This is a genomic window from Streptococcus sp. Marseille-Q6488, assembly GCF_946902925.1.
Lineage (GTDB): Bacteria > Bacillota > Bacilli > Lactobacillales > Streptococcaceae > Streptococcus.
On the sequence record NZ_CAMPPZ010000012.1, the window covers coordinates 26,968 to 48,834 of the forward strand.

Here is a 21,867-nt window from a genome sequence, read left to right on the forward strand (position 1 = left end):
TGATTATCTGTTAATATGTTTTGAGAAGGCAAATAAAAAGCCCCCCCTAAAATATCTTAGCATATTTTAAACGGGCTTAATTTATTATACTCTTTTTTTATCTACAAATCAAACATTATGACGTAACTAAAAATCTAAAATTTTCGTCTTATACTCAATGAAAGTCAAAGAGCAAACTAGGAAGCTAGCCGCAAGCTGTACTTGAGTACGGCAAGGCGACGCTGACGTGGTTTGAAGAGATTTTCGAAGAGTATTATTTGTTAAAACATTCAGAAGATTAGCTATGACTCGAACTCTAAGAGCACTAAAGGCTGGGCAAAAACCCGCTTTTGTCTTATTTCAATCCACTATACCTAATAATATTTCCTTTCGTTTCCAGAGCTTTCTATAGAAAAAAACGCCACAATGGGCGTTTCCTATTCTTACGGTTTGATACGGTGCAACATACGTGGGAATGGGATAGCTTCACGGATGTGTTTTGTTCCTGCTGCAAAGGTTACCATACGTTCAATACCGATACCAAATCCTCCGTGTGGAACTGTACCGTATTTACGAAGGTCAAGGTAGAATTCATACTCTGTACGATCCATACCAAGTTCATCCATCTTAGCGACAAGGGCATCGTAATCTTCCTCACGCATAGATCCACCGATGATTTCTCCATAGCCTTCTGGAGCAAGCAAGTCTGCACAAAGCACGCGCTCTGGATTTCCAGGAACTGGTTTCATGTAGAAGGCCTTGATTGCTGCTGGATAGTTCATGACAAAGGTTGGCACACCAAAGTGGTTTGAAATCCACGTTTCGTGTGGTGAACCAAAGTCATCACCATGCTCAAGATGTTCGTAGTCAGCGTCTTCATCATTCTCATGCTCTTGCAAGAGGTCAATGGCTTGATCGTAAGTAATGCGTTTGAATGGCTCTGCAATGTATCGTTTCAAGAGTTCTGTATCACGTTCCAATGTTTCCAGGGCTTGAGGAGCACGGTCAAGAACACCTTGAAGAAGAGCTTTTACATAAGCTTCTTGCAAGTCAAGCGACTCATCGTGTGTCAAGTATGAGTACTCAGCATCCATCATCCAGAACTCAGTCAAGTGACGGCGTGTTTTTGATTTTTCAGCACGGAATACTGGACCAAAGTCAAAGACACGACCAAGAGCCATCGCACCTGCTTCTAGGTAAAGCTGACCTGATTGGCTCAAGTAGGCTGGCGTTCCAAAGTAGTCCGTTTCAAAGAGTTCAGTTGAGTCTTCCGCTGCATTTCCTGAAAGGATTGGGCTATCAAACTTCATGAAGCCGTTCTTGTCAAAGAACTCATATGTTGCATAGATGATAGCGTTACGGATTTGCATCACCGCTACTTGCTTACGAGAACGGAGCCACAAGTGACGGTTGTCCATCAAGAAGTCTGTTCCGTGTTCTTTTGGTGTGATTGGGTAGTCTTGAGATTCACCAATCACTTCGATGTCTGTAATGTCCAATTCATAACCGAATTTAGAACGTTCGTCTTCTTTGACAATTCCTGTCACATAAACAGAAGTTTCTTGGCTCAATCGTTTGATGACATCAAACTTTTCAAGTCCTACTTCTTCACCATATTTTTCTACAAAGTTTGGTTTAAAGGCCACACCTTGGAAGAAGGCTGTTCCATCACGCAATTGCAAGAAGGCGATTTTCCCTTTTCCTGATTTGTTGGCAACCCAAGCACCAATCGTCACTTCTTGACCAACATAGTCTTTTACATCGATAATCGTTACACGTTTTGTCATTATTTTTCCTTTTCTTTTTTATTCTTTATGGCAAACTACTTCTATACTGTTCCCATCTGGGTCAACCACAAAAGCAGCGTAGTAAATCGGTTGCTCACTGCGATAACCAGGAGCTCCATTGTCTCGCCCACCTGCCTCTAAACCAGCCTCATAACAAGCTTGAACCTCTTCCTTATTTTCTGCTAAAAAAGCAAAGTGAATAGGATTTTGCTTCCCCTGAGCCAGCCAAAAATCACCACCAGGATGAGGGCTGTTTGGGGCAAGAAAACTGATTAGAGAAGTGGTCTTAAAAGCCAATTTATAGCCCAAAGGAGCGAGAAAACTCCTATAAAATCCTTCTGAAATTTGTAAATCCTTTACCTTAATTTCAAAATGATCAATCATTCTCACTACCCATAAATGCTTTCAAGCGTTTAACTGCTTCTTTAAGCGTGTCTAGGTCTGTCGCATAGCTGAGGCGGACATTTTCTGGCGCTCCGAATCCTGCTCCTGTAATCAAGGCTAGACCAACTTCTTCAAGAATAGCCGTCGTAAATGCTGTTACATCGCTATAACCTTTCATCTCCATAGCTTTTTTGACATTTGGAAAGAGATAGAAAGCTCCTTGTGGTTTGACAACTTCAAAACCAGGGACTTCACACAAGAGTGGATAGATGGTATTGAGACGTTCTTCAAATGCTTGACGCATAACTTCCACAGAATCTTGCGGTCCAGTTAGGGCTTCGATGGTTGCATATTGTGAAACAGCAGTTAGGTTAGAAGTTGTTTGACCTGTCAATTTGCTCATAGCAGCAATGAGTTCTGGATCACCCACTGCATAACCTACCCGCCAACCCGTCATGGCATAAGCCTTAGATACACCGTTGATAACAATGGTTTGCTTACGAATTGCTTCTGATAGACTTGAGATTGGAACAAATTCATTTCCATTATAAACAAGGCGGCCGTATATATCATCTGCTAAAATCAGAATGTCATGCTCAACTGCCCAATTTCCGATAGCTAGTAATTCTTCACGAGTATAGATCATACCTGTCGGATTGGATGGCGAATTCAGCACCAAAACCTTGGTCTTGTCAGTACGAGCTGCTTCCAACTGCTCTACGGTCACCTTAAAGTGATTGTCTTCCTTAGCAGGAACAAAGACGGGAACGCCTTCTGCCATCTTGACCTGGTCTCCATAGCTAACCCAGTATGGGGTTGGGATGATGACTTCATCACCTGGATTGACCACAGCCATAAAGAAAGTATAGAGGGAGAACTTGGCACCTGTAGCAAAGGCAACCTCGTTACTTGCGACAGAATAGCCATAGTAGCGCTCGAAGTAGGTATTCACCGCAGCTTTTAATTCTGGTAGACCTGAAGCTACTGTATAGAAGGAAGCCTGTCCTTCTCGAATAGCTTTAACTGCTGCATCTTGAATATTTTTGGGAGTATGGAAATCGGGCTGACCTAAAGTTAAGAAAAGTACATCTTTTCCTTCAGCCTTTAACTTCTTTGCTCTTGCATCACTAGCCAGAGTCACACTTTCTTCCATTTCTAAAACACGATTGGATAGTTTCATAGGCCCTCCTTATTGACCAATGCTCCTGTTTCAAAATCTACTAGATAAAAATCAGATCCTGACTTGACTTCCCAGATTGGTTTGTCTTGATAACGGCCAAAGGTAATTTTGTCAATCTCGCCAGCTCCTTTTTCCTTAGAAACCGCTTCTGCTTTTTCTTGTGAAACACCTTGATTTAGCTGATAAACGTAAATCTTATGGTCATCTTTTCCAATCAGGACAGCAAGTGCTTCTTGTTTTTTATTACGACCAAGAACGCTATAATAGGATTCCAAGCCATTGTATAAGTCAACCTGATCAGCCTGCTCTAATCCTGCATACTGCTGAGCTAATTTTTCTCCTTCACTTTTAGCTGTTTGATAAGGTTTCATACTCAGAAACACTAGATACAGAAAGGAAGCACTGATAACCACAAACAAAATCGTCATCCCTAGACCATACTGCCACAGTAGATTATTTTTTGCTTTGTTTTGTCTTTTTTTCACTCGTCTATTTTACCATCTATTAAGCTTTATTACAAGTGAATATAAGAATACTCTGCGAAAATCCAATTCAAACTTTGTCAGCGTCGCCTTGCCGTACCCAAGTACTGTCTGCGGCTTGCTTCCTAGTTTGCTCTTTGATTTTCATTGAGTATAAGAAACCAATTCTATTTCTTCCTTCAAAGCAAACAGGTTTTTCCTATTTAAAACCGAGCAAGAAAAGTAAAGACAGCTCCAAAATCAACCTATTAAAAAACCTGAGCTTGACACTCAAGTTTTCGTAAGTTCTTTTACTTTATAAAATCACTGTATCATCCATTCTTTTAGCCAATTTTCCTAAAAATATAGGCAGTAGAAGGCTAATCATGACTAAAAAGAATCCTAGATAAAGAAATGTTACTACAAAGCCTAAATTGTCAATCAACCAGCCTGTCAGTGGGAAGAACACAATCATACTGAGGCTAAACATCATAGAGTAGACACTCAGCATGGTTGCCCTTACTTCACTTGGGAGCCGCTCTTGCAAATCATTATCAAAAATCGGCTGAAAAAGAGCATATAGAGCATTACTAATCAAATAAATCAAAATATAGATTAGAGGTGTTCCAAAGTAGGACAGCAGGTAGGTAACTCCAGTCAGCAGGACGAGGACAGGGAAAAGCTTCAAGGCAGCATAGTTCTTTCCAATCTTACTCGCTAGATAGACTGCGACGATATTCAAGAGACTACCAAGTAGCATAACTGCTGAAATTTGCCAACTACTTAAATCTGGTAACTGATTTTGATAGTAAAAATAAAACATGCACATGAGTACTCCGACAATCTGAGACAAAATCATCCAGTTGAAAAGCATGGGATTTCGCTTCAACTCATCCTTAACGGTCCAAATAATCTGTTTCATGGTCACACTATCAGCTTTTTCTAGCTTGACACTAGGTTCTTTCAGCATCCAAATCAGGAAAAGAACTATGATAGAAGTCGCAATCATGATATAGTAGGTCAGGTGCAATTGGCCATGGACAAAAAATCCCGCCAACACTGTCCCCAAAGACCGAGTTCCTTCTGACACTCCTGACATAAAGCTCGAAATGGATAAATAGTGCTCCTTTAGCCCAGCCTCTACAGCCGAGTCATAGACCATTGCTGCGCTTGTGCCTGAATCAAAATTATAAGACAAGGCACTTACCGCCATCGCTAGTGCATAAATCCAAAAATTTCCCTGTCCAGCCAACATAAGAATAGAAGACAGAATCCCTGCTATTCGACTTAAATAAAGGTTGGTCTTATAGGAATAGCGGTCAGCTAACATTCCAGATGGAATTTCACAGAGAAGACTGGTCGTATGAAAAATACTCTCCAGAAGTCCAATCTGCCAAAGAGACATTCCGTTTTGACTGAGAAAGAGAATCCAAAAACTGGTAATCCCTAGAAATGCAAAAAACTCAACTCCGGCCATCAGGCCAATATTTTTCCGATAATTTCTTATTAACATCTTTTCTCCTTAACAAGTGTATTATTATTTCTTTTGTCCGTCACTTGTTAATCTTTGCCTTACATGATCTCCACCCCTTTTTAGAAGCATCTTCAATGCCATTATTGTTCCTTTAATGATTTATGAAATGATACCGGAAAATAGCTGTTCTGCGGTTTCTATTGCGAGTTTTCTTGTTTATTTTAGCACTTATGTCATCATATTACAAGAGAATATAGGAACAATCGCACTTTATTTCTTCCTTCAAAGCAAACCAGAATCCAAAAAACAGTTCTTACTTTTCCAGTGGCAACTGACCAGAGCTTCTGTAATTTTATAATTTTCAAATAAACTCTGAGCAAATTTCTTGCAAGTCCTTTTGTTTTGTTGTAATATATTTCATAACAACGAGAAAGTTCTCGAGAATTTAAGAAAAAGGAGACACATCATGTCTAAAAAAGTATTATTCATCGTCGGATCACTACGTCAAGGTTCTTTCAACCACCAAATGGCTCTCGAAGCTGAGAAAGCACTTGCTGGTAAAGCAGAAGTTAGCTACCTTGATTATTCAGCTCTTCCTCTCTTCAGCCAAGATTTGGAAGTTCCAACACATCCAGCTGTAGCTGCTGCTCGTGAAGCAGTTCTCGCTGCGGATGCCATCTGGATTTTCTCTCCAGTCTACAACTTCTCTATCCCTGGAACAGTGAAAAACTTGCTTGACTGGCTATCTCGTGCCCTTGACTTATCTGATACACGTGGCGCTTCTGCTCTTCAAGACAAGTTTGTCACCGTATCATCTGTAGCCAATGCAGGTCACGATCAACTCTTCGCTATCTATAAAGACCTCTTGCCATTTATCCGTACGCAAGTCGTTGGCGACTTTACCGCTGCACGTGTCAATGACTCTGCCTGGGCAGACGGAAAATTGGTTCTTGAAGAAACAGTCCTAAACTCCCTTGAAAAACAAGCTCAAGACTTGGTCAATGCTATCAAGTAACTAACATAATAAAAGCGAACAAGACTACTTCTCTGACACTCAGAAGTCTAGCTTGTTCGCTTTTTTTCATTTATAAACTAAAATAGCTGATGATACATATTGTCCAATACAAAATATCTTTTCATACTTCCTTTACAAAAACCAATTCCTGTGGCTGTGACAAATCTTCTCGGTAGTTAAATCCTGCAAAGCTTAAGCGACGAGCTTCCTCCACCGTTTGTACTTGATTTTCTATCAGGGCTGTCAGGAAGGCACCACGCGCTTTCTTGGAAATAGTTGAATGAATCTTCAGCTGACCACCTCTATCCTCCATGAATTTGAAGGTCACCATTTTTTCTCTGATTTCCTTAGAAAATACAGTCTCAAACTCGGACGACAAGAGAGAGAAAATCACTTCTTCCTGCTTCACAGCTTCATCATAGGCTGCCTTCCAATGGCTCTTCAAAGTCTTACCAGCGACTTTTAACTTCATCAAAAAATCCAAACGGTGAGGAGCCATAGGTGACAAGGCTGGAACAACACCGTACAAGGCCGAGGTAATGAAGACATGATTTTCAAGATAGGCTTGTTCTACTTCGGTCATCTTATCTCTCTTGATATGGCGATACATAAGCCCATCAAAAAGTTTCAAGGCTGGGTAGTGTTGAGCAGTTTGCCTTTTCAAAGCTTGGATATTTTGAAATTCTTCCGCCGCCTTCTCAGCTGATACCTTGTAAAAACTCTCCAATTGACTAGCAGAATAGAGAGCCAAGGCATCCAGCACGGCCTGACTTTCTAGTTTTAAAGGAGCGGCTTCAATACTTGGCAAATCTGTGTTCATTTCTTTTGCTGTTGGGATTAAAATTTTCATATTGATAGTGTAGCATATTTTTTAGCCACAACCAAGAAATTCATCTGATACTCAATGAAAATCAAAGAGCAAACTAGGAAGATAGCCGCAGGCTGTACTTGAGTACGGCAAGGTGAAGCTGACGTGGTTTGAATTTGATTTTCGAAGAGTATGAAAAACCTCGGTTTAACCGAGGCTCCTCTATTTATTTGGGCCATCCTAACCAGACAGCCACGAGAACAAGGACTAGACCAGCCAAGCTTGTTAGGATAGATAAGAATTTATCTTTTTTCTCCTTGAACTGAGAAAAACCTATCTTCAAAGCAAGCAGTCCGAGTAGCATTGAAGCAACCATCAAATAAAAACCCATTTCTTTGTCCTCCATTAGTCTTAATTTACCTTATTATAACATATACTTTCTGAGAAAATCTATTTTTTATACTCAATGAAAATCAAAGAGCAAACTAGGAAGCTAGCCGCAGGCTGCTCAAAACACTGTTTTGGGGTTGCAGATAGAGCTGACATGGTTTGAAGAGATTTTTCGAAGAGTATTACTGTACTTTAAAGGTCTTGAGATAATTGTCTTTTCCTACTTGACCTTCGAAGGATTTACCATTTTCAAGGTAAGGGAGGTCATCTGATACAGAGGCCTTGACCTTGTATATCTTGCCATCAACTTTAAAGAAGTATACGGTGTCGCCCTTGATAACAGCTGATTTGAGGTCTGCTACCACACCCTTGATGCTTTCTGTTGTTTCATTATCAATTTCAAGGTCGTTTTTATTGGCGTACTTGCTGAGCAGTTCTTCCACTGTAGTAGCTACGATGACATTCTGGTACTCGACTGCGTCTACCAAAGCATACTCTTTGACCAAACCAGCATTGTCCTTCAAGCCCATGATGTAGAGAGGCTTGTCATTGAGGTTGATGAGGATTGGGAAGGTTGCCTTGTAGGATTTCTCCTGAACAGCACCTTCGGCTGATTCACGGGCTGATTCTTCGGTCGCAGAAGCCAAGTTGTACTTAGTGATTTCTCCTGTTCGCATATTTTCAAGAATGAAACCAAGATTACTTTCATCTGCATTGGCCGATGTCACACCTGTGTAGAGGTAGATGTCATTACCGATAGACAAATAATTATATCCCTTGGTAGTCTGGGTCACGTTTTTCTTGGAAATCATAGCATTCCAGAAACCATCCTTGTACTTGCCGTTGTAGTTGATTTGCTCAATGGTTTCCTCAGCTGGATAGACCCTGTCCACCCATTCTGGAACATCTGCCAAGCTGTATTCCTTGGTGTCTCCATTTGTGGCATCCAAGATAATGACTGAAACAGGACGAGGAACCGCAAGCCCAAATTGCTTTTGGTAAACTGTAGCCACATAGAAAGGATTGCCCTCATCGTCCACCTCAAAAGATGGAGTCTTGAAGATTTTAGTTGGGTACTTCAAGCGCAGGTGACGCTTGACATCGCGGTTAAAATACTCCGAGTCCGAATACTTGATTGGTGTCTTCAAGTCCACCAAGTCCGCATTCCCGGTTACCATATCCACCTTGATATACTCACCGATTCCCTTGGCTTGATTGTTAAACCATTTGATAGGGTCTGCATATTCTAGTGGCGTAACTCGATAAGGTTTCCCATCAATTGTCAATTGGGTATAGGTATCTGCCGCTACGTACTGCGACACCTTATCCGTTAGGGAACCCAAGTAGCGGTCACCAATTTTCTCAGCAGTACTTCTATCTAGAATAGGAACCTTACTGGTATCAGTCTTAGGAAATTCAGTAAAGTCTTTTTCCGTAACCGTGACTACATTGGCATAATTTTTAGCCTGAAAAATGCTGGAAGTCAGCAAGGAAACCAAGGCTGCCAAGAGAAGAATCCCTCCAATGGAAGCTAAAAGAACTTTCCCTAACCGATTGATTTTAAAACCCTCAAGATTTAAGGCAGCTTCTGCCTTGCCGTGGCGCACATGAACTGTTTTGACAAGGTTTATCCCCTTGCCAAAGCCAAATAAGATTGCTACAAGCAGCAAATGCCCACAGAGGAAGAAGATAAATTCCCAGCTGGTTAAGTTAAGGGGAGGTAAAAAGATATACCAGGTCGTTGCGATAAAAATAAGTTCAAAGATTATCCGTTTCATTTGCTGTCCTCCTAAATGATTCGTCCTTCCAAGTGATCCAGTTCATGCTGGCAAATCTGGGCTGGGAAGCCTGTCAAAGTAATGGTCTGTTCCTGCCACTTGCTGTCACGATAGGCAACCCTTATGGTTTCATAACGCTTAGTAGGTCTCACACCTACCAAGGACAAACATCCTTCTTCTGTCTCATAAGGTCCTTCAGAGGACAGGAGCACTGGGTTAAACATGACCACAGGAACCAAGCCAAGATTAAAAATAATCACGCGCTTCTGCACCCCAATCATATTGGCAGCCAGACCGACACAGGTCTCACGATTTGCTAAGAGTGTATCCTGCAAATCTCTGGCAAGATACAGATCCTCCTGACTTGCTGGCTGAGACACCTGAGATAAAAACAAAATATCCTTTACAATTTTCTTCTCCACTTCCTCACACTCCTCTTACTTTTTACTATATTATAGCAATTATAGCACAAAAGCCGATAACTGCAAGCCCTTTCCCTCAACTGTAGCAAAAAGTCATCCGAAGATGACTTTTTTTATATCGCATTCTTGTCAAAGCCGAGTTTACGTTGAACAAACTTAACAATTTCGACAATGATAATCATTGAGAAGCTTCCAGCCATAACAATTCCCCATTGAGACAAGTCTAGTTTGGTTACGTGGAAGATTCCTTCAAGCGGTTCTACGACGATTGTTGCCATAAGAAGGATGAAGGATACCAAGATAGACCAGTTGAAAGTCTTAGACTTGAATGGGCCAACTGTCAAGATGGATTGATAAACAGATTTCACATTGTATGCATGGAAGAGCTGAATCAAACCAAGGGTTGCAAAAGCCATAGTAAGGGCATCTGCATGAATGGCATGATTATCACCCAGATGAACTGGGTAAGCAATCGCAAGACCATAAACACTCATAACAATAGCTGCTTGGAGTACACCTTGATAGATGATAGAACTCAAAACACCGCCTGAGAAGAAGCTTGCCTTGCGTCCACGTGGTTTATGGTTCATGACACCAGGCTCAGCAGGTTCAACACCAAGAGCGATAGCTGGGAAGGTATCGGTTACCAAGTTGATCCACAAAAGATGAACTGGCTGCAAGACATCCCAACCAAACAAGGTTGATAGGAAGATGGTTAATACTTCAGCAGTATTGGCAGAAAGTAGGTACTGGATCGTCTTTTGAATGTTTGAGAATACCTTACGTCCTTCTTCAACTGCGACGATGATAGTCGCAAAGTTATCATCTGCAAGAATCATGTCAGAAGCCCCCTTAGAAACCTCTGTACCAGTGATTCCCATACCGATACCGATATCTGCTGTTTTCAGAGCTGGCGCGTCATTGACCCCATCACCTGTCATGGCAACGACTTTGCCTTGTTTTTGCCAAGCCTTTACGATACGAACCTTGTGCTCTGGAGACACACGGGCATAAACAGAGTATTGACCAACTACTTTTTCAAAGTCTTCATCTGACAGTTCATTGAGCTCAGCACCAGTTAAAACGTGGCCTTCTGTATCATTTGCATCAATGATTCCCAAACGTTTGGCAATAGCTTCTGCAGTATCTTGATGGTCACCTGTAATCATGATTGGACGAATTCCAGCTTCCTTAGCCACATAAACAGCCTCAGCAGCTTCCGGACGTTCAGGGTCAATCATTCCAATCAAACCAGTAAAGATTAAATCATTTTCAAGCTCTTCAGAAGTGAGATTTTCTGGAATGCTATCGATAATCTTATAAGCACCTGCAAGGACACGCAAGGCTTGATGAGCCATTTCAGAATTGTTTGTATGAATGAGGTTTGTAACCTTCTCATCAATTGGAGCAATATCCCCAGCCTTATCACGAAGAACACAGCGTTTTAAGAGTTGGTCTGGCGCACCCTTGACTGCTACAAGGAAACGACCATCTGGCAATGGGTGAATCGTTGACATGAGCTTACGGTCAGAGTCAAATGGCAACTCAGCTACACGAGGATACTTCTCTAAGAAACCTTTGACATCGTAACCCTTGTCCAAGGCATACTGGATAAAGGCTGTTTCGGTTGGATCACCAATCAGGTTGCCTTCCACATCGATTTTCGTATCGTTGGCCAAGACAACTGAACGAAGTAATGGCATTTCAAGACCCAGTTCAATATCATCAGCTGAGTCATGTAGGACTGCATCGTAGAAGATTTTTTCGACTGTCATCTTGTTCATAGTCAGCGTACCAGTCTTATCAGAAGCGATGATTTCTGTTGAACCAAGGGTTTCTACTGCTGGCAACTTACGAACGATGGAATGTCGTTTGGCCAAAACTTGAGTACCAAGGGAAAGAACGATGGTAACGATAGCAGGAAGTCCTTCTGGAATGGCTGCAACGGCAAGGGCAACAGAAGTCAACAACTCACCGAGTGGATTTTTACCTTGAATGAAAACACCAACTACAAAAGTAACAAGTGCAATAACCAAGATAGCATAGGTCAAGACCTTAGAAAGGTTGTTCAAGTTTTGTTTAAGTGGTGTGTCTGTCTCATCCGCATCTTGAAGCATACCAGCGATATGACCAACTTCCGTGTACATACCAGTATTTACAACAACACCAAGACCACGACCATAAGTCACATTTGAGTTTTGGAAGGCCATGTTGACACGGTCACCAATACCAGCATCTGTCGCAAGCTCGACTGTCAAGTCTTTTTCAACCGGCACAGACTCACCTGTCAGAGCAGCTTCTTCAATTTTAAGAGAGTTGGCTTCTAGCAAACGTAGGTCCGCTGGTACCACATCACCTGCTTCAAGGGCAACGATGTCTCCAGGCACCAATTCTTTTGAATCAATCTCCGCCATATGTCCATCACGAAGAACGCGGGCAGCTGGACTAGACATGGATTTGAGGGCTTCGATCGCTTCTTCTGCTTTCCCTTCTTGGTAAACACCAAAGGCAGCATTGATGATAACCACGGCTAGGATGATAATGGCATCTGCGATATCTTCCCCACCAGAAGTCACGACTGACAAGATTGCTGCCGCAACTAGGATGATAATCATCAAATCCTTAAATTGCTCGATGAATTTGACCAGGATTGATCGTTTCTCGCCTTCTTCGAGTTCATTGTGGCCAAATTCGGCAAGGCGCTTTTCCGCCTCACTTGATGACAAACCTTGCTCGGTCGCATCCACAGCCTGCAAGACCTCTTCAGGACTCTGAGTATAAAACGCTTGGCGTTTTTGTTCTTTTGACATGTGTCTCCTCCTTGACATTGTGTGCAAAACAGACTCTCTTTCTGTCATATCTTTTCACGACAAACAAAAAGAGACCTGTTAATCATAACAAGTCTCGCTGTTTAAGATAGTGCCGGAAAGCATACTTTTCAGTATAAAATTCGGAATGACGACACTATCACAGGTTTCTGCCAGCTACTCCCTTGAGTAGTACTATTATACCAAATTTTGAAAAATTTTCAAAGAGTAAAGATTCTATAAAATTCTATCCTTATCAAAAGTACGTTCACTGATAATATATCTAGGACGACGTTTCGTTTCTAGGTAAATCTTTCCAATATACTCACCAATTACTCCCAAACTAATCAATTGTACTCCACCAAGTAGGCTAACTATTGCATAGGTGCTTGCCCAGCCTGCCACAACCGTACCAGCAAACTTACTCCATAAAACCCAAATAATCAACAGAAAGCTAAAGAGTGATGTCAAGACCCCAAGACTTGTAATCAAACGAATCGGTTTGATTGATAAACTGGTAATACCATCCATAGCCAAACCAAGCATTTTAGATAGTGGATAGTGGCTCTCACCAGCAATTCGTTCATGGCGCTTATATGAAACGTAAGAATATTTAAAACCAACTAAAGGCATTAAACCACGAAGAAAAAGATTAACTTCTTGGAACCTCTCTAACTCCTGCAAAAATCTTTTTGATACCAATCTATAGTCGGCATGATTGAAAACAACTTCTGCTCCAAATAGGCGTAACACCTTATAAAACCCTTCGGCTGTAATTCGTTTAAAGGCAGAGTCCGTATCACGGTTATCACGTACACCATAGACAATTTCAGAACCACTTTTATACTCAGAAATCATCTTATCCATGCAGTTAATATCATCTTGTCCATCGGCATCAATGGTAATGATAATATCAGCAAACTGAATAGCCTCATACATCCCTGCAAGAACGCTACTCTGATGCCCCCTATTACGACTTTGTGACACGCCAACTACAGAAGGGATGGTTTTAGCATAACTTTCTATCAGTTCCCAAGTCTGATCCTTACTACCATTATTTACATACATGATTTTACTATGGGGATGTATTTCTTCTTTCTTTACTAATTGTTCAATTTTTTCAACAAACATTGGATTAGTATACGGTAAGACTTGCTCTTCATTATAACATGGAATAACTATATATAAAATTGGCTTTTTCCTGCTCATGCTATTCTCCTCCTTTTCTATAAATCATAGCTGTATCAATCTGTTTTTCTAAGTGATAATTTACTTTAATATAATCCTTAATAAAAGAGTCAGTCCTCTTACCATAATCCCATTCAGTATCAAATACAATATAGATAGGAGGATTTTCTTGTATAGATTTTTTAAACTCATCAATAATAACTCGATCATCTGTCACAGCTGGGATGAAGAAAAATTTTGTACTAGCTAGCCGTTCACTATACAAATAAATTGTTCCATTTTGACGGTGTGTATAAATTCGGTCATCCATCGACGTATTTTTCTCTATATAGCTAGCAACGCGTTGCTGTTTCTCAGATCTATTCAGATATCTTGTATTCATACTTTTCATGATGGATTTTACATCATTCTGGTATACAATAATAAATCCTAAGAATAAGACAAAAAATACTTGAAAAGACATTTTCTTGGATATGCTATGAAATAAATAGGAAATATATGGAATCAAAATCGGGAGCATTACTAAAATGTAATGACCATAGCTTCTTTTTGAGATAAGAGCCAGAAGTAAACAAACAATAAAAACAAAATGATAGAAGATTGATTTTATTCCAAATTTCTTCCACAGTGGTATCAAGGAAAATAACATCAATAAATTAAGACTTAAGAGATTTGTTTGAGAAATGTACCATCTGATAATCTCATACATCGAAACGTTATTAGACTCTGTAGTATAAATAAAATTAATTCCAATCGACTGGTATACCATTTCAATAAAGATGCCCTTTGATAACAGATATAAGCACAAAGGGATAGTTGGTATTAATATTCCAACGAAAAATAATCCTATCAAAGAAAACAAGTCCCTGTATGCTTTCTTAAGTATGAAATCAATCAATACATAAATACAAAATACAAGCCAAATCCCTATCATATTTGCTTTCGTAAAAAATACAATAGAGAAAAATGCACCTGATGCTATGATATCATTTTTGCTGAAATCATTTTGTATAAACAGTTTTAAAAAAATGTATAATGAATAAGCCAAAAAAGGTAAAATAAAACCTTCTAAACTCCAACCGCCATCAAAAAAATACTCATAAATTATAAAGATAATTGCTAAAGTTAAAATTGTTTGCTTATTTCCAGTAAATAACCTTGAAATCTTATAGCTAGCTATAAAGAATAGAAATGTGCAAAATAGGTATAAAAATTTAATTCCTAACGCACCACCAATAAGATATCCTAGGTAATTCAGTAAAAAAACGACTGGCCCCTTATGATCAAATAGGTTTGCATACATCAATTCTCCTCGATTCATTGCATACCCAAAATATTCAAAAATACTAGCATCTGAAAACGGTATCCCTTGTTTGACATTTGTTACCATCGAGAACCAGACTAAAACAGTAAAGAGCAAAGAAATACTCATCGCTAAAATACTCATTTTTTTCAATTTTATTCACCTCAACTTTTCACTTTATCAGTCTATCATATTTCCTAAAAAAAAAAGTATTTTCTGCTTTGTATTTTCTTAATTTTATCCATCCTATTTGAATTTTCCCTTGAAAACCAGTATAATGGTAGAATGCTATATGACTAGAAAGGAAGTTGAATGAAGCAATCTATCTCAAATCTCAAGTTAGCTGAGCGTGGAGCCATTATCAGCATTTCAACCTATTTAATCTTGTCTGCAGCCAAATTAGCAACTGGTCACCTCCTTCATTCATCCAGTTTGGTGGCCGATGGTTTTAATAACATCTCGGACATCATTGGAAATGTGGCCCTCTTGATTGGCATTCGGATGGCGCGCCAGCCTGCAGACCGGGACCACCGTTTTGGTCATTGGAAGATTGAAGATTTGGCTAGCTTAATCACTTCCATCATCATGTTTTATGTTGGCTTTGATGTGCTGAGGGATACCATTCAAAAGATTCTCAGTCGGGAAGAAACGGTCATTGATCCTCTGGGTGCAACTCTAGGAATTATGTCTGCAGCGATTATGTTTGTGGTGTATCTCTACAACACTCGCCTCAGTAAGAAATCCAACTCCAAGGCACTAAAGGCTGCCGCCAAGGACAATCTTTCTGATGCTGTTACCTCACTTGGTACGACTATTGCCATCCTAGCTAGCAGTTTCAATTATCCGATTGTAGATAAACTGGTTGCTATCATCATCACTTTCTTTATCTTGAAGACCGCCTATGATATCTTTATCGAGTCTTCCTTTAGTCTTTCAGATGGCTTTGACGATCGTCTGCTTGAGGACTATCAAAAGGCCATTATGGAAATTCCCAAGATCAGCAAGGTTAAGTCGCAAAGAGGTCGCACCTACGGTAGCAACATTTACCTTGATATTACGCTAGAAATGAATCCTGACTTATCTGTTTTTGAGAGTCATGAAATCGCGGATCAGGTCGAGTCTATGCTGGAGGAGCGTTTTGGCGTCTTTGACACCGATGTCCATATCGAGCCAGCACCTATCCCTGAGGATGAAATTTTAGACAATGTCTATAAAAAATTGCTTATGCGTGAACAATTGATTGATCAAGGAAATCAACTGGAAGAACTCTTGGCTGACGATTTTGTCTATATTCGTCAGGATGGAGAGCAGATGGATAAAGAGGCTTATAAAGCCGAAAAAGACTTGAATGCTGCTATCAAGGACATCCAAATCACTTCCATCAGTCAGAAAACAAAACTCATCTGCTATGAGTTAGATGGTATCGTTCATACCAGTATCTGGCGACGCCACGAAACTTGGCAAAATATCTTTCATCAAGAAACCAAAAAAGAATAGAGAAATCCCGTCCATGAGACGGGATTTTTCTATTCTTCTAGCTATCAAATTCACTTAGATACTCATAGCGTTCGTATTTTTCAAGGAGTGCTTCGTTTTTCTCATCCAGTTCTTTTTGGAGAGTAGCCAGTTTGCCAAAGTCGGAACCATTGGCCTGCATTTCCTCTTCAATAGCAGCAATACGATTTTCCAAGTTTTCAATATCGTCTTCAATGCTTGCCCACTCCTGCTTTTCTTGGTAGGTCATGCGTTTCTTCTCTTCTCGAACCTTGACCACTTTTTCCTTTTCAGCTTTTTGCACTTGATTGGCCATCTCTGTTTCAAAGGATTTTTCATCAAGATAGTCGGTGTAATGACCAAAGAAAGGACGAATCTTGCCATCTTCAAAAGCGAGAATCTTGTTCGCTACCTTATCCAAGAAATAGCGGTCATGGCTAACTGTCAAGACAGGACCTGCAAAGCCTTGTAAGAAATTCTCCAAAACTGTCAAGGTTGCAATGTCTAGGTCATTTGTCGGTTCATCCAAGAGAAGAACATTTGGTTTTTCCAAGAGCAGTTTGAGGAGATAAAGACGTTTTTTCTCGCCACCTGACAATTTCTCAATCAAGGTTCCATGCGTCGAACGTGGGAAAAGGAACTGCTCCAGCAACTCTGCAATCGAAGTCGTAGAACCACCGCTGGTCTTGACCTCTTCTGCCACTTCCTGCAGGTAATTGATAACTCGCTTGCTTTCATCCAAGCCCTCAATTTGCTGAGAGAAATAGGCAATGCGAACTGTTTCCCCAATCACAACTTGACCTGCTGTCGGCTCAAGACTGCCTGCAATCAGGTTGAGCAGGGTTGATTTTCCAACACCGTTATCCCCAACGATTCCGATGCGGTCTTTGGCCTGAACTAAGAGATTAAAATCTTGCAAAATAGGCTTGTTTTCATAGGCAAAGGAAACATCCTGAAACTCGATGACTTTCTTCCCAATCCGACTGGTTTCAAAGTTCATGGTCAAATCTGTTTCAGCAACGCCACCTGAAACTTCTTTCTTCAAATCGTAGAAACGATTGATACGAGCCTGCTGCTTGGTTGCACGCGCCTGCGGTTGTCTGCGCATCCAGGCCAATTCTTGCTTATAAAGTTGCTCTTTTTTGTGAAGAAGAGCCGCGTCGCGCTCGTCCTGTTCCGCCTTAAGGCGAACATAATCCTGATAATTACCCTGATACTCCGTCAATCCTGCTCGGTCCAACTCGAAAATACGTGTTGATAAAGCGTCTAGGAAATAACGGTCGTGGGTAATAAAAAGGACGGTCTTCTTGGAATTTTTCAAAAAGAGGGTCAGCCACTCAATAGTCGCAATATCCAGATGGTTGGTCGGCTCATCTAAAAGCAAAAGGTCGTGATTACCAAGTAAAACTTGCGCCAACTGGACCCGTCTTCTTAGACCACCTGACAATTCTCCAACTGGAGTAGATAAGTTCTGAATACCCAGCTTGCTAAGGACAGTCTTGACCTGACTCTCAATTTCCCAAGCTTGGAGAGAGTCCATTTCTGCCATGACCCGTTCCAAACGCGCCTGCTTGTCCTCACTATAGTTGAGCATGAGGAGTTCATACTCACGAATAAGCTGGATTTCCTTTAGGTCGCTGGAGAGGACCGTATCCAAAACTGTCTTGTTATCATCAAAATCAGGATCTTGAGTCAAGTAACCAATCTGGTAGTCATTCTTAGCTGAAAAGGGACTGACATCCCCATCAAAGCCAGAAACACCAGAAAGAACATCTAAAAGGGTGGTCTTGCCAGTCCCATTGACACCGATTAGACCAATTCTATCCAAGTCATGGATGATAAAGGAAATATCCTTAAAAACGGTCTTATCACCGACGGATTTACTTAGTTTTTCAACGATAAAATCACTCATTTTTTCTCCCTCAGGTAAGCATGGATGGCTTGACGGTCATTTTCCAATTCTCCATCGACAATGGCATATTCAATCTCTGTTAAAATCTCTCCCAAGTCTGGGCCCGGCTGATAGCCATATTCCTTGATCAAAATACCACCGTTGATTTGGATTTCTTTCTTGTCATGAATGGTCAAACTCTGATAGATTTCTGTGATGGCTTGTGGGTTAACTTCTTTTCCTTGAGCCTGACGAAGATTTTCAGCCTGTAAAAGCAAATCCAAGTCAAAGCGATAACAATCTCGCTTGCTCAATTCTCCCTTTTCACGCAATGCAAAAATAGTCAGCAAATCCTGAACTTGCTTAGCAAACTGGCGTGAGGTCTTCCAAGCCTTCAAAAATGGCTGCGCATTTTCAATCTCCAAAACCCACAGTAAAGCCGCCCAGGCTTGTTCAGAGGATTCAAAGGTAAAATCGGTCTCTAATTCAAATAGTCTGTTGATCTTGTCCTGGCTAGCTGCCATATCAGGGAGATAATCATAAGCTTGACTCTCAATCATGGAAGCCAAGCCCCTTCTCCAAAACGGAGACAGCAAGAGTTTATCAAACTCGACGAAGGTACGCTCTACAGAAATTTTCTCCAAAAGCGGTGTCAAGGTCTTCATAGCTTTAAATGTTTCTGGCTCAAGTTCAAAGCCAAGGCTGGCCTGAAAACGGAAACCACGCATAATCCGCAGAGCATCTTCGTTAAAACGCTCACTAGCTACTCCAACTGCTCGCAAGACTTGGTTTTCCAAATCCTCTAAACCATGAAACAAGTCAATGATTTCCCCTGTCTCATCCAAGGCAAAGGCGTTGACTGTAAAATCACGGCGCTTAAGGTCTTCTTCCAGTGAACGCACAAAGGAAACCGCGCTGGGTCTACGATAGTCCACATAGACATCTTCTGTCCGAAAAGTAGTCACCTCATACTCCTCGTCCCCATCTAAAACCAAGACGGTTCCATGCTCGATTCCGATATCGGCTGTTCGCGGAAAAATCTGCTTGGTTTCTGAGGGATAAGAAGAGGTCGCAATATCCACATCATGGATAGGACGATTGAGGAGGGCATCACGAACAGAGCCCCCAACAAAATAGGCTTCAAAACCTGCTTCTTTAATTTTTTCTAATACTGGTAAAGCCTTCTGAAATTCAGAAGGCATTTGCGTTAATCTCATAATAAGTGTTCTAATCCATAGACAAGCTCATGACGCTTGACAACTTCTTTAATTCCCAAATTCACCCCTGTCATGAAGGAGCTGCGATCATAGGAGTCATGACGGAGGGTCAATCCTTCTCCTTGATTGCCAAAGATGACTTCCTGATGGGCTACCAAGCCTGGTAAACGAACTGAGTGAATCCGCATGCCATCAAAGTCAGCACCACGGGCACCTGCAATGAGTTCTTCCTCATCTGCTGCACCTTGCTGAATAGACTCTCGAACTTCTGCCATTAACTCAGCTGTTTTAATAGCTGTTCCACTCGGAGCATCCTTTTTCTTGTCATGATGGAGCTCGATAATCTCCACATTTGGGAAATATTGGGCAGCCTGCATCGCAAATTGCATGAGCAAGACAGCACCCAAGGCAAAGTTAGGAGCAATTAAGCCACCCAGATCTTGAGCACGAGAAAATTCTTTTAGCTCTGCAATTTCTTCACTTGTGAAACCAGTCGTTCCAACTACTGGAGCAAAGCCATTTTCAAGAGCAAAGCGTGTATTTTCATAGGCAACAGCTGGAGCTGTAAAATCTACCCAAACATCCGCTTCAAAGCCTGCTAAATCAACCTTATCCTTGAAAACAGGAATACCCTGCCATTCTGACTCAGACTCAAAAGGATCCAAAACTGCTACCAAGTCCAAGTCTGGATCAGCCAAGACCATCTGACAAGCAGCTTGACCCATCTTTCCCTTAAAACCAGCAATAATTACTCGAATACTCATCTCTACTCCTGTCTAAGATACAAGGCCTGTAAGAACACAAAGTGAAAATAGGAATTCTGATCAAGAAGTGTCTACTCCTTGGAAGAACTATCTTTTTCACACAGGATCCCAGGCGTGTTCAATTATCAAGATACAAAGGACCTTAGCTGCCCATGAAAAATAGGGAATGACGCTGACTTGCCACGAAAGGCAAGACAGGCATCTTTTTTCAAGAGGCAGGTAGTCCGTGTTCAATTGCTAAGATACAAGGCATCTTGACTAGTCTAAAAGTGCCAACTAAATCACTGGAATATAACCTAGAGCAATACTTCCTGCTCCTAGGTGGGTTCCAATGACACTACCAAATGTAGCTAGTGAAATATCCGTACCCACTCCAGATTCAATCAAGTGGTGACGCAATTCTTCAGCCTTTTCAGGAGCATTCCCATGAATGACAATGACCCGATATTGGCCTGAAGCCGTTGTTTCCTTGATGATTTCAATCAAGCGCTTGGTTGCTTTCTTTTCCGTACGAACTTTTTCGTAAACTTCAATCACACCTTGATCGTTAAAATAAAGGATTGGCTTAATGCTAAGCAAATTGCCCAAAATGGCAGCCCCATTTGAAAGGCGCCCACCTTTTACCAAATGATCCAGGTCATCTACCATGATAAAAGCTGACGTACGGCTGATTTGAATAGCTAGCTTATCCTGAATGATAGCAAAATCATCGCCCTGATCTCGCCAGTTAAAGACGCTTTCAACCATGATGCCTAGGGGAGCGCTTGTAATCAAAGTGTCTGGGAAAGCAATGGTTAAACCTTCATAGTCATCCACCATATACTGAATATTTTGGTAAAAACCTGAAATTCCAGAAGATAGGAACAGTCCCAAGGCATGTGTATAACCTTGTTCTTTGAGCGAAGTTAAGATCTCATCTAACTTGGCAATACTTGGTTGACTGGTCTTAGGCAATTCAGAAGCCTGAGCCATTTTTTGGTAAAATTCCTCAGCAGTCAGATTGATGCCTTCGACATACTCCTCACCATCAATATTGACAGGAATATCCAAGACAAATAAATCTTCTCTTTGCAAGGTCTCTGCACTGAGATAGGCAGAAGAATCTGTGATAACAGCTAGTTTCATATTAGAACTCCAAATTGATTCCTGGTAAGTCTAATGCAATTTCAGTTACTTCGTAAGTCAAACGGTTGAGCATATTCAAACATGGACGAGCCAAAGTTTCCACTTCTTCTTGGCTCAATTCACTTGGTTCATTAACAATACGGCCATCGATGTGGTTTACCTGTGAAATGGTTCCACTGATGACAAACTTATCAAATACAATCATAAAGGTCAAGATGACAATCAAGGAAGTCACTTGATTTTCTTGATCATGTTGGAGCAATTGGAAGTTCACATCCACCTTAGTTTCAGGAGCTCCATTTTCATTTTCCCATTCAAAATTACGCGCATCAAAATGATACTGACTAACAAATTCTTGTTCACGTTTAAGATTCATGTCTTTCTCCCTTGGCTACAATAT

General features: G+C 41.0%; 19 protein-coding genes. 2 read left to right on the top strand and 17 right to left on the bottom strand.

Annotation, left to right across the window (positions count from 1 at the left end; genetic code table 11):
• Positions 1–422 precede the first annotated feature (422 nt).
• The 5 genes from asnS to OVN23_RS06625 all read right to left on the bottom strand — a co-directional run bounded on the left by asnS (position 423) and on the right by OVN23_RS06625 (position 5,304).
• Positions 423–1,766, bottom strand: coding sequence for an asparagine--tRNA ligase (gene asnS / locus OVN23_RS06605; protein WP_084923122.1), 1,344 nt, complete (start codon positions 1,764–1,766; stop codon positions 423–425).
• Between the two features lie 18 nt (positions 1,767–1,784).
• Entirely contained in the window at positions 1,785–2,150 is a 366-nt protein-coding gene (locus OVN23_RS06610) for a VOC family protein (protein ID WP_267240864.1), read from the bottom strand.
• Positions 2,143–3,330 (bottom strand): pyridoxal phosphate-dependent aminotransferase, encoded by a 1,188-nt coding sequence (locus OVN23_RS06615; RefSeq protein WP_267240865.1) that lies wholly within the window; start codon positions 3,328–3,330, stop codon positions 2,143–2,145. The genes OVN23_RS06610 and OVN23_RS06615 overlap by 8 nt, the downstream gene beginning before the upstream one ends.
• Positions 3,327–3,815, bottom strand: a complete 489-nt coding sequence (locus tag OVN23_RS06620) for a DUF5590 domain-containing protein (RefSeq protein WP_049512551.1) — start codon at positions 3,813–3,815, stop codon at positions 3,327–3,329. Before OVN23_RS06620 ends, OVN23_RS06615 begins: the two co-directional genes overlap by 4 nt.
• A gap of 292 nt (positions 3,816–4,107) precedes the next feature.
• Positions 4,108–5,304 carry an MFS transporter gene (locus tag OVN23_RS06625; RefSeq protein ID WP_267240866.1) on the bottom strand — a complete coding sequence of 399 codons (1,197 nt, stop codon included), beginning with the start codon at positions 5,302–5,304 and terminating at the stop codon, positions 4,108–4,110.
• 427 nt (positions 5,305–5,731) lie between these two features.
• Between OVN23_RS06625 and OVN23_RS06630 the strand changes: the two genes are divergently transcribed.
• Entirely contained in the window at positions 5,732–6,280 is a 549-nt protein-coding gene (locus tag OVN23_RS06630; protein WP_173274628.1) for an NADPH-dependent FMN reductase, read from the top strand.
• Positions 6,281–6,401: 121 nt separating this feature from the next.
• Here the strand turns inward: OVN23_RS06630 and yaaA are convergent, their stop codons facing one another.
• The 7 genes from yaaA to OVN23_RS06665 form a co-directional block, all read right to left on the bottom strand.
• Positions 6,402–7,130, bottom strand: coding sequence for a peroxide stress protein YaaA (yaaA, locus tag OVN23_RS06635; RefSeq protein WP_267240867.1), 729 nt, complete (start codon positions 7,128–7,130; stop codon positions 6,402–6,404).
• A gap of 184 nt (positions 7,131–7,314) precedes the next feature.
• Entirely contained in the window at positions 7,315–7,479 is a 165-nt protein-coding gene (locus OVN23_RS06640) for a DUF3953 domain-containing protein (RefSeq protein WP_173234764.1), read from the bottom strand.
• A 181-nt stretch (positions 7,480–7,660) separates the two neighbouring features.
• Positions 7,661–9,256: a hypothetical protein gene (locus tag OVN23_RS06645; RefSeq protein WP_267240868.1), complete on the bottom strand. Its 1,596-nt coding sequence runs from the start codon at positions 9,254–9,256 to the stop codon at positions 7,661–7,663.
• Between the two features lie 11 nt (positions 9,257–9,267).
• Positions 9,268–9,678, bottom strand: coding sequence for a peptide deformylase (locus OVN23_RS06650; RefSeq protein ID WP_173234768.1), 411 nt, complete (start codon positions 9,676–9,678; stop codon positions 9,268–9,270).
• A gap of 113 nt (positions 9,679–9,791) precedes the next feature.
• Positions 9,792–12,488 carry a cation-translocating P-type ATPase gene (locus OVN23_RS06655; RefSeq protein WP_267240869.1) on the bottom strand — a complete coding sequence of 899 codons (2,697 nt, stop codon included), beginning with the start codon at positions 12,486–12,488 and terminating at the stop codon, positions 9,792–9,794.
• A 234-nt stretch (positions 12,489–12,722) separates the two neighbouring features.
• Complete coding sequence (locus tag OVN23_RS06660; protein WP_173253277.1) at positions 12,723–13,694, bottom strand: glycosyltransferase family 2 protein; 972 nt, start codon at positions 13,692–13,694, stop codon at positions 12,723–12,725.
• Between the two features lies 1 nt (position 13,695).
• Complete coding sequence (locus tag OVN23_RS06665; RefSeq protein WP_240149615.1) at positions 13,696–15,129, bottom strand: hypothetical protein; 1,434 nt, start codon at positions 15,127–15,129, stop codon at positions 13,696–13,698.
• A 159-nt stretch (positions 15,130–15,288) separates the two neighbouring features.
• Here OVN23_RS06665 and mntE point away from each other — a divergent pair, with 159 nt between their 5' ends.
• The gene (mntE, locus tag OVN23_RS06670) at positions 15,289–16,473 is read left to right on the top strand and encodes a CDF family manganese efflux transporter MntE (RefSeq protein WP_112445507.1); all 1,185 of its coding nucleotides are present in this window, start codon (positions 15,289–15,291) and stop codon (positions 16,471–16,473) included.
• A gap of 37 nt (positions 16,474–16,510) precedes the next feature.
• On the opposite strand, the gene OVN23_RS06675 is transcribed toward mntE, so the two are convergent.
• The 5 genes from OVN23_RS06675 to OVN23_RS06695 all read right to left on the bottom strand — a co-directional run bounded on the left by OVN23_RS06675 (position 16,511) and on the right by OVN23_RS06695 (position 21,843).
• Positions 16,511–18,382 (bottom strand): ABC-F family ATP-binding cassette domain-containing protein, encoded by a 1,872-nt coding sequence (locus tag OVN23_RS06675; RefSeq protein WP_173253276.1) that lies wholly within the window; start codon positions 18,380–18,382, stop codon positions 16,511–16,513.
• Positions 18,379–19,578 carry a CCA tRNA nucleotidyltransferase gene (locus OVN23_RS06680; protein WP_319946284.1) on the bottom strand — a complete coding sequence of 400 codons (1,200 nt, stop codon included), beginning with the start codon at positions 19,576–19,578 and terminating at the stop codon, positions 18,379–18,381. Before OVN23_RS06680 ends, OVN23_RS06675 begins: the two co-directional genes overlap by 4 nt.
• Entirely contained in the window at positions 19,575–20,342 is a 768-nt protein-coding gene (gene dapB, locus OVN23_RS06685; RefSeq protein WP_173253275.1) for a 4-hydroxy-tetrahydrodipicolinate reductase, read from the bottom strand. Before dapB ends, OVN23_RS06680 begins: the two co-directional genes overlap by 4 nt.
• 276 nt (positions 20,343–20,618) lie before the next feature.
• A complete protein-coding gene (locus OVN23_RS06690; RefSeq protein WP_173253274.1) occupies positions 20,619–21,467 on the bottom strand; it encodes a DegV family protein in 849 nt (282 codons plus the stop codon).
• Between the two features lies 1 nt (position 21,468).
• Entirely contained in the window at positions 21,469–21,843 is a 375-nt protein-coding gene (locus tag OVN23_RS06695) for a DUF1149 family protein (protein ID WP_001050087.1), read from the bottom strand.
• Positions 21,844–21,867 lie beyond the last annotated feature (24 nt).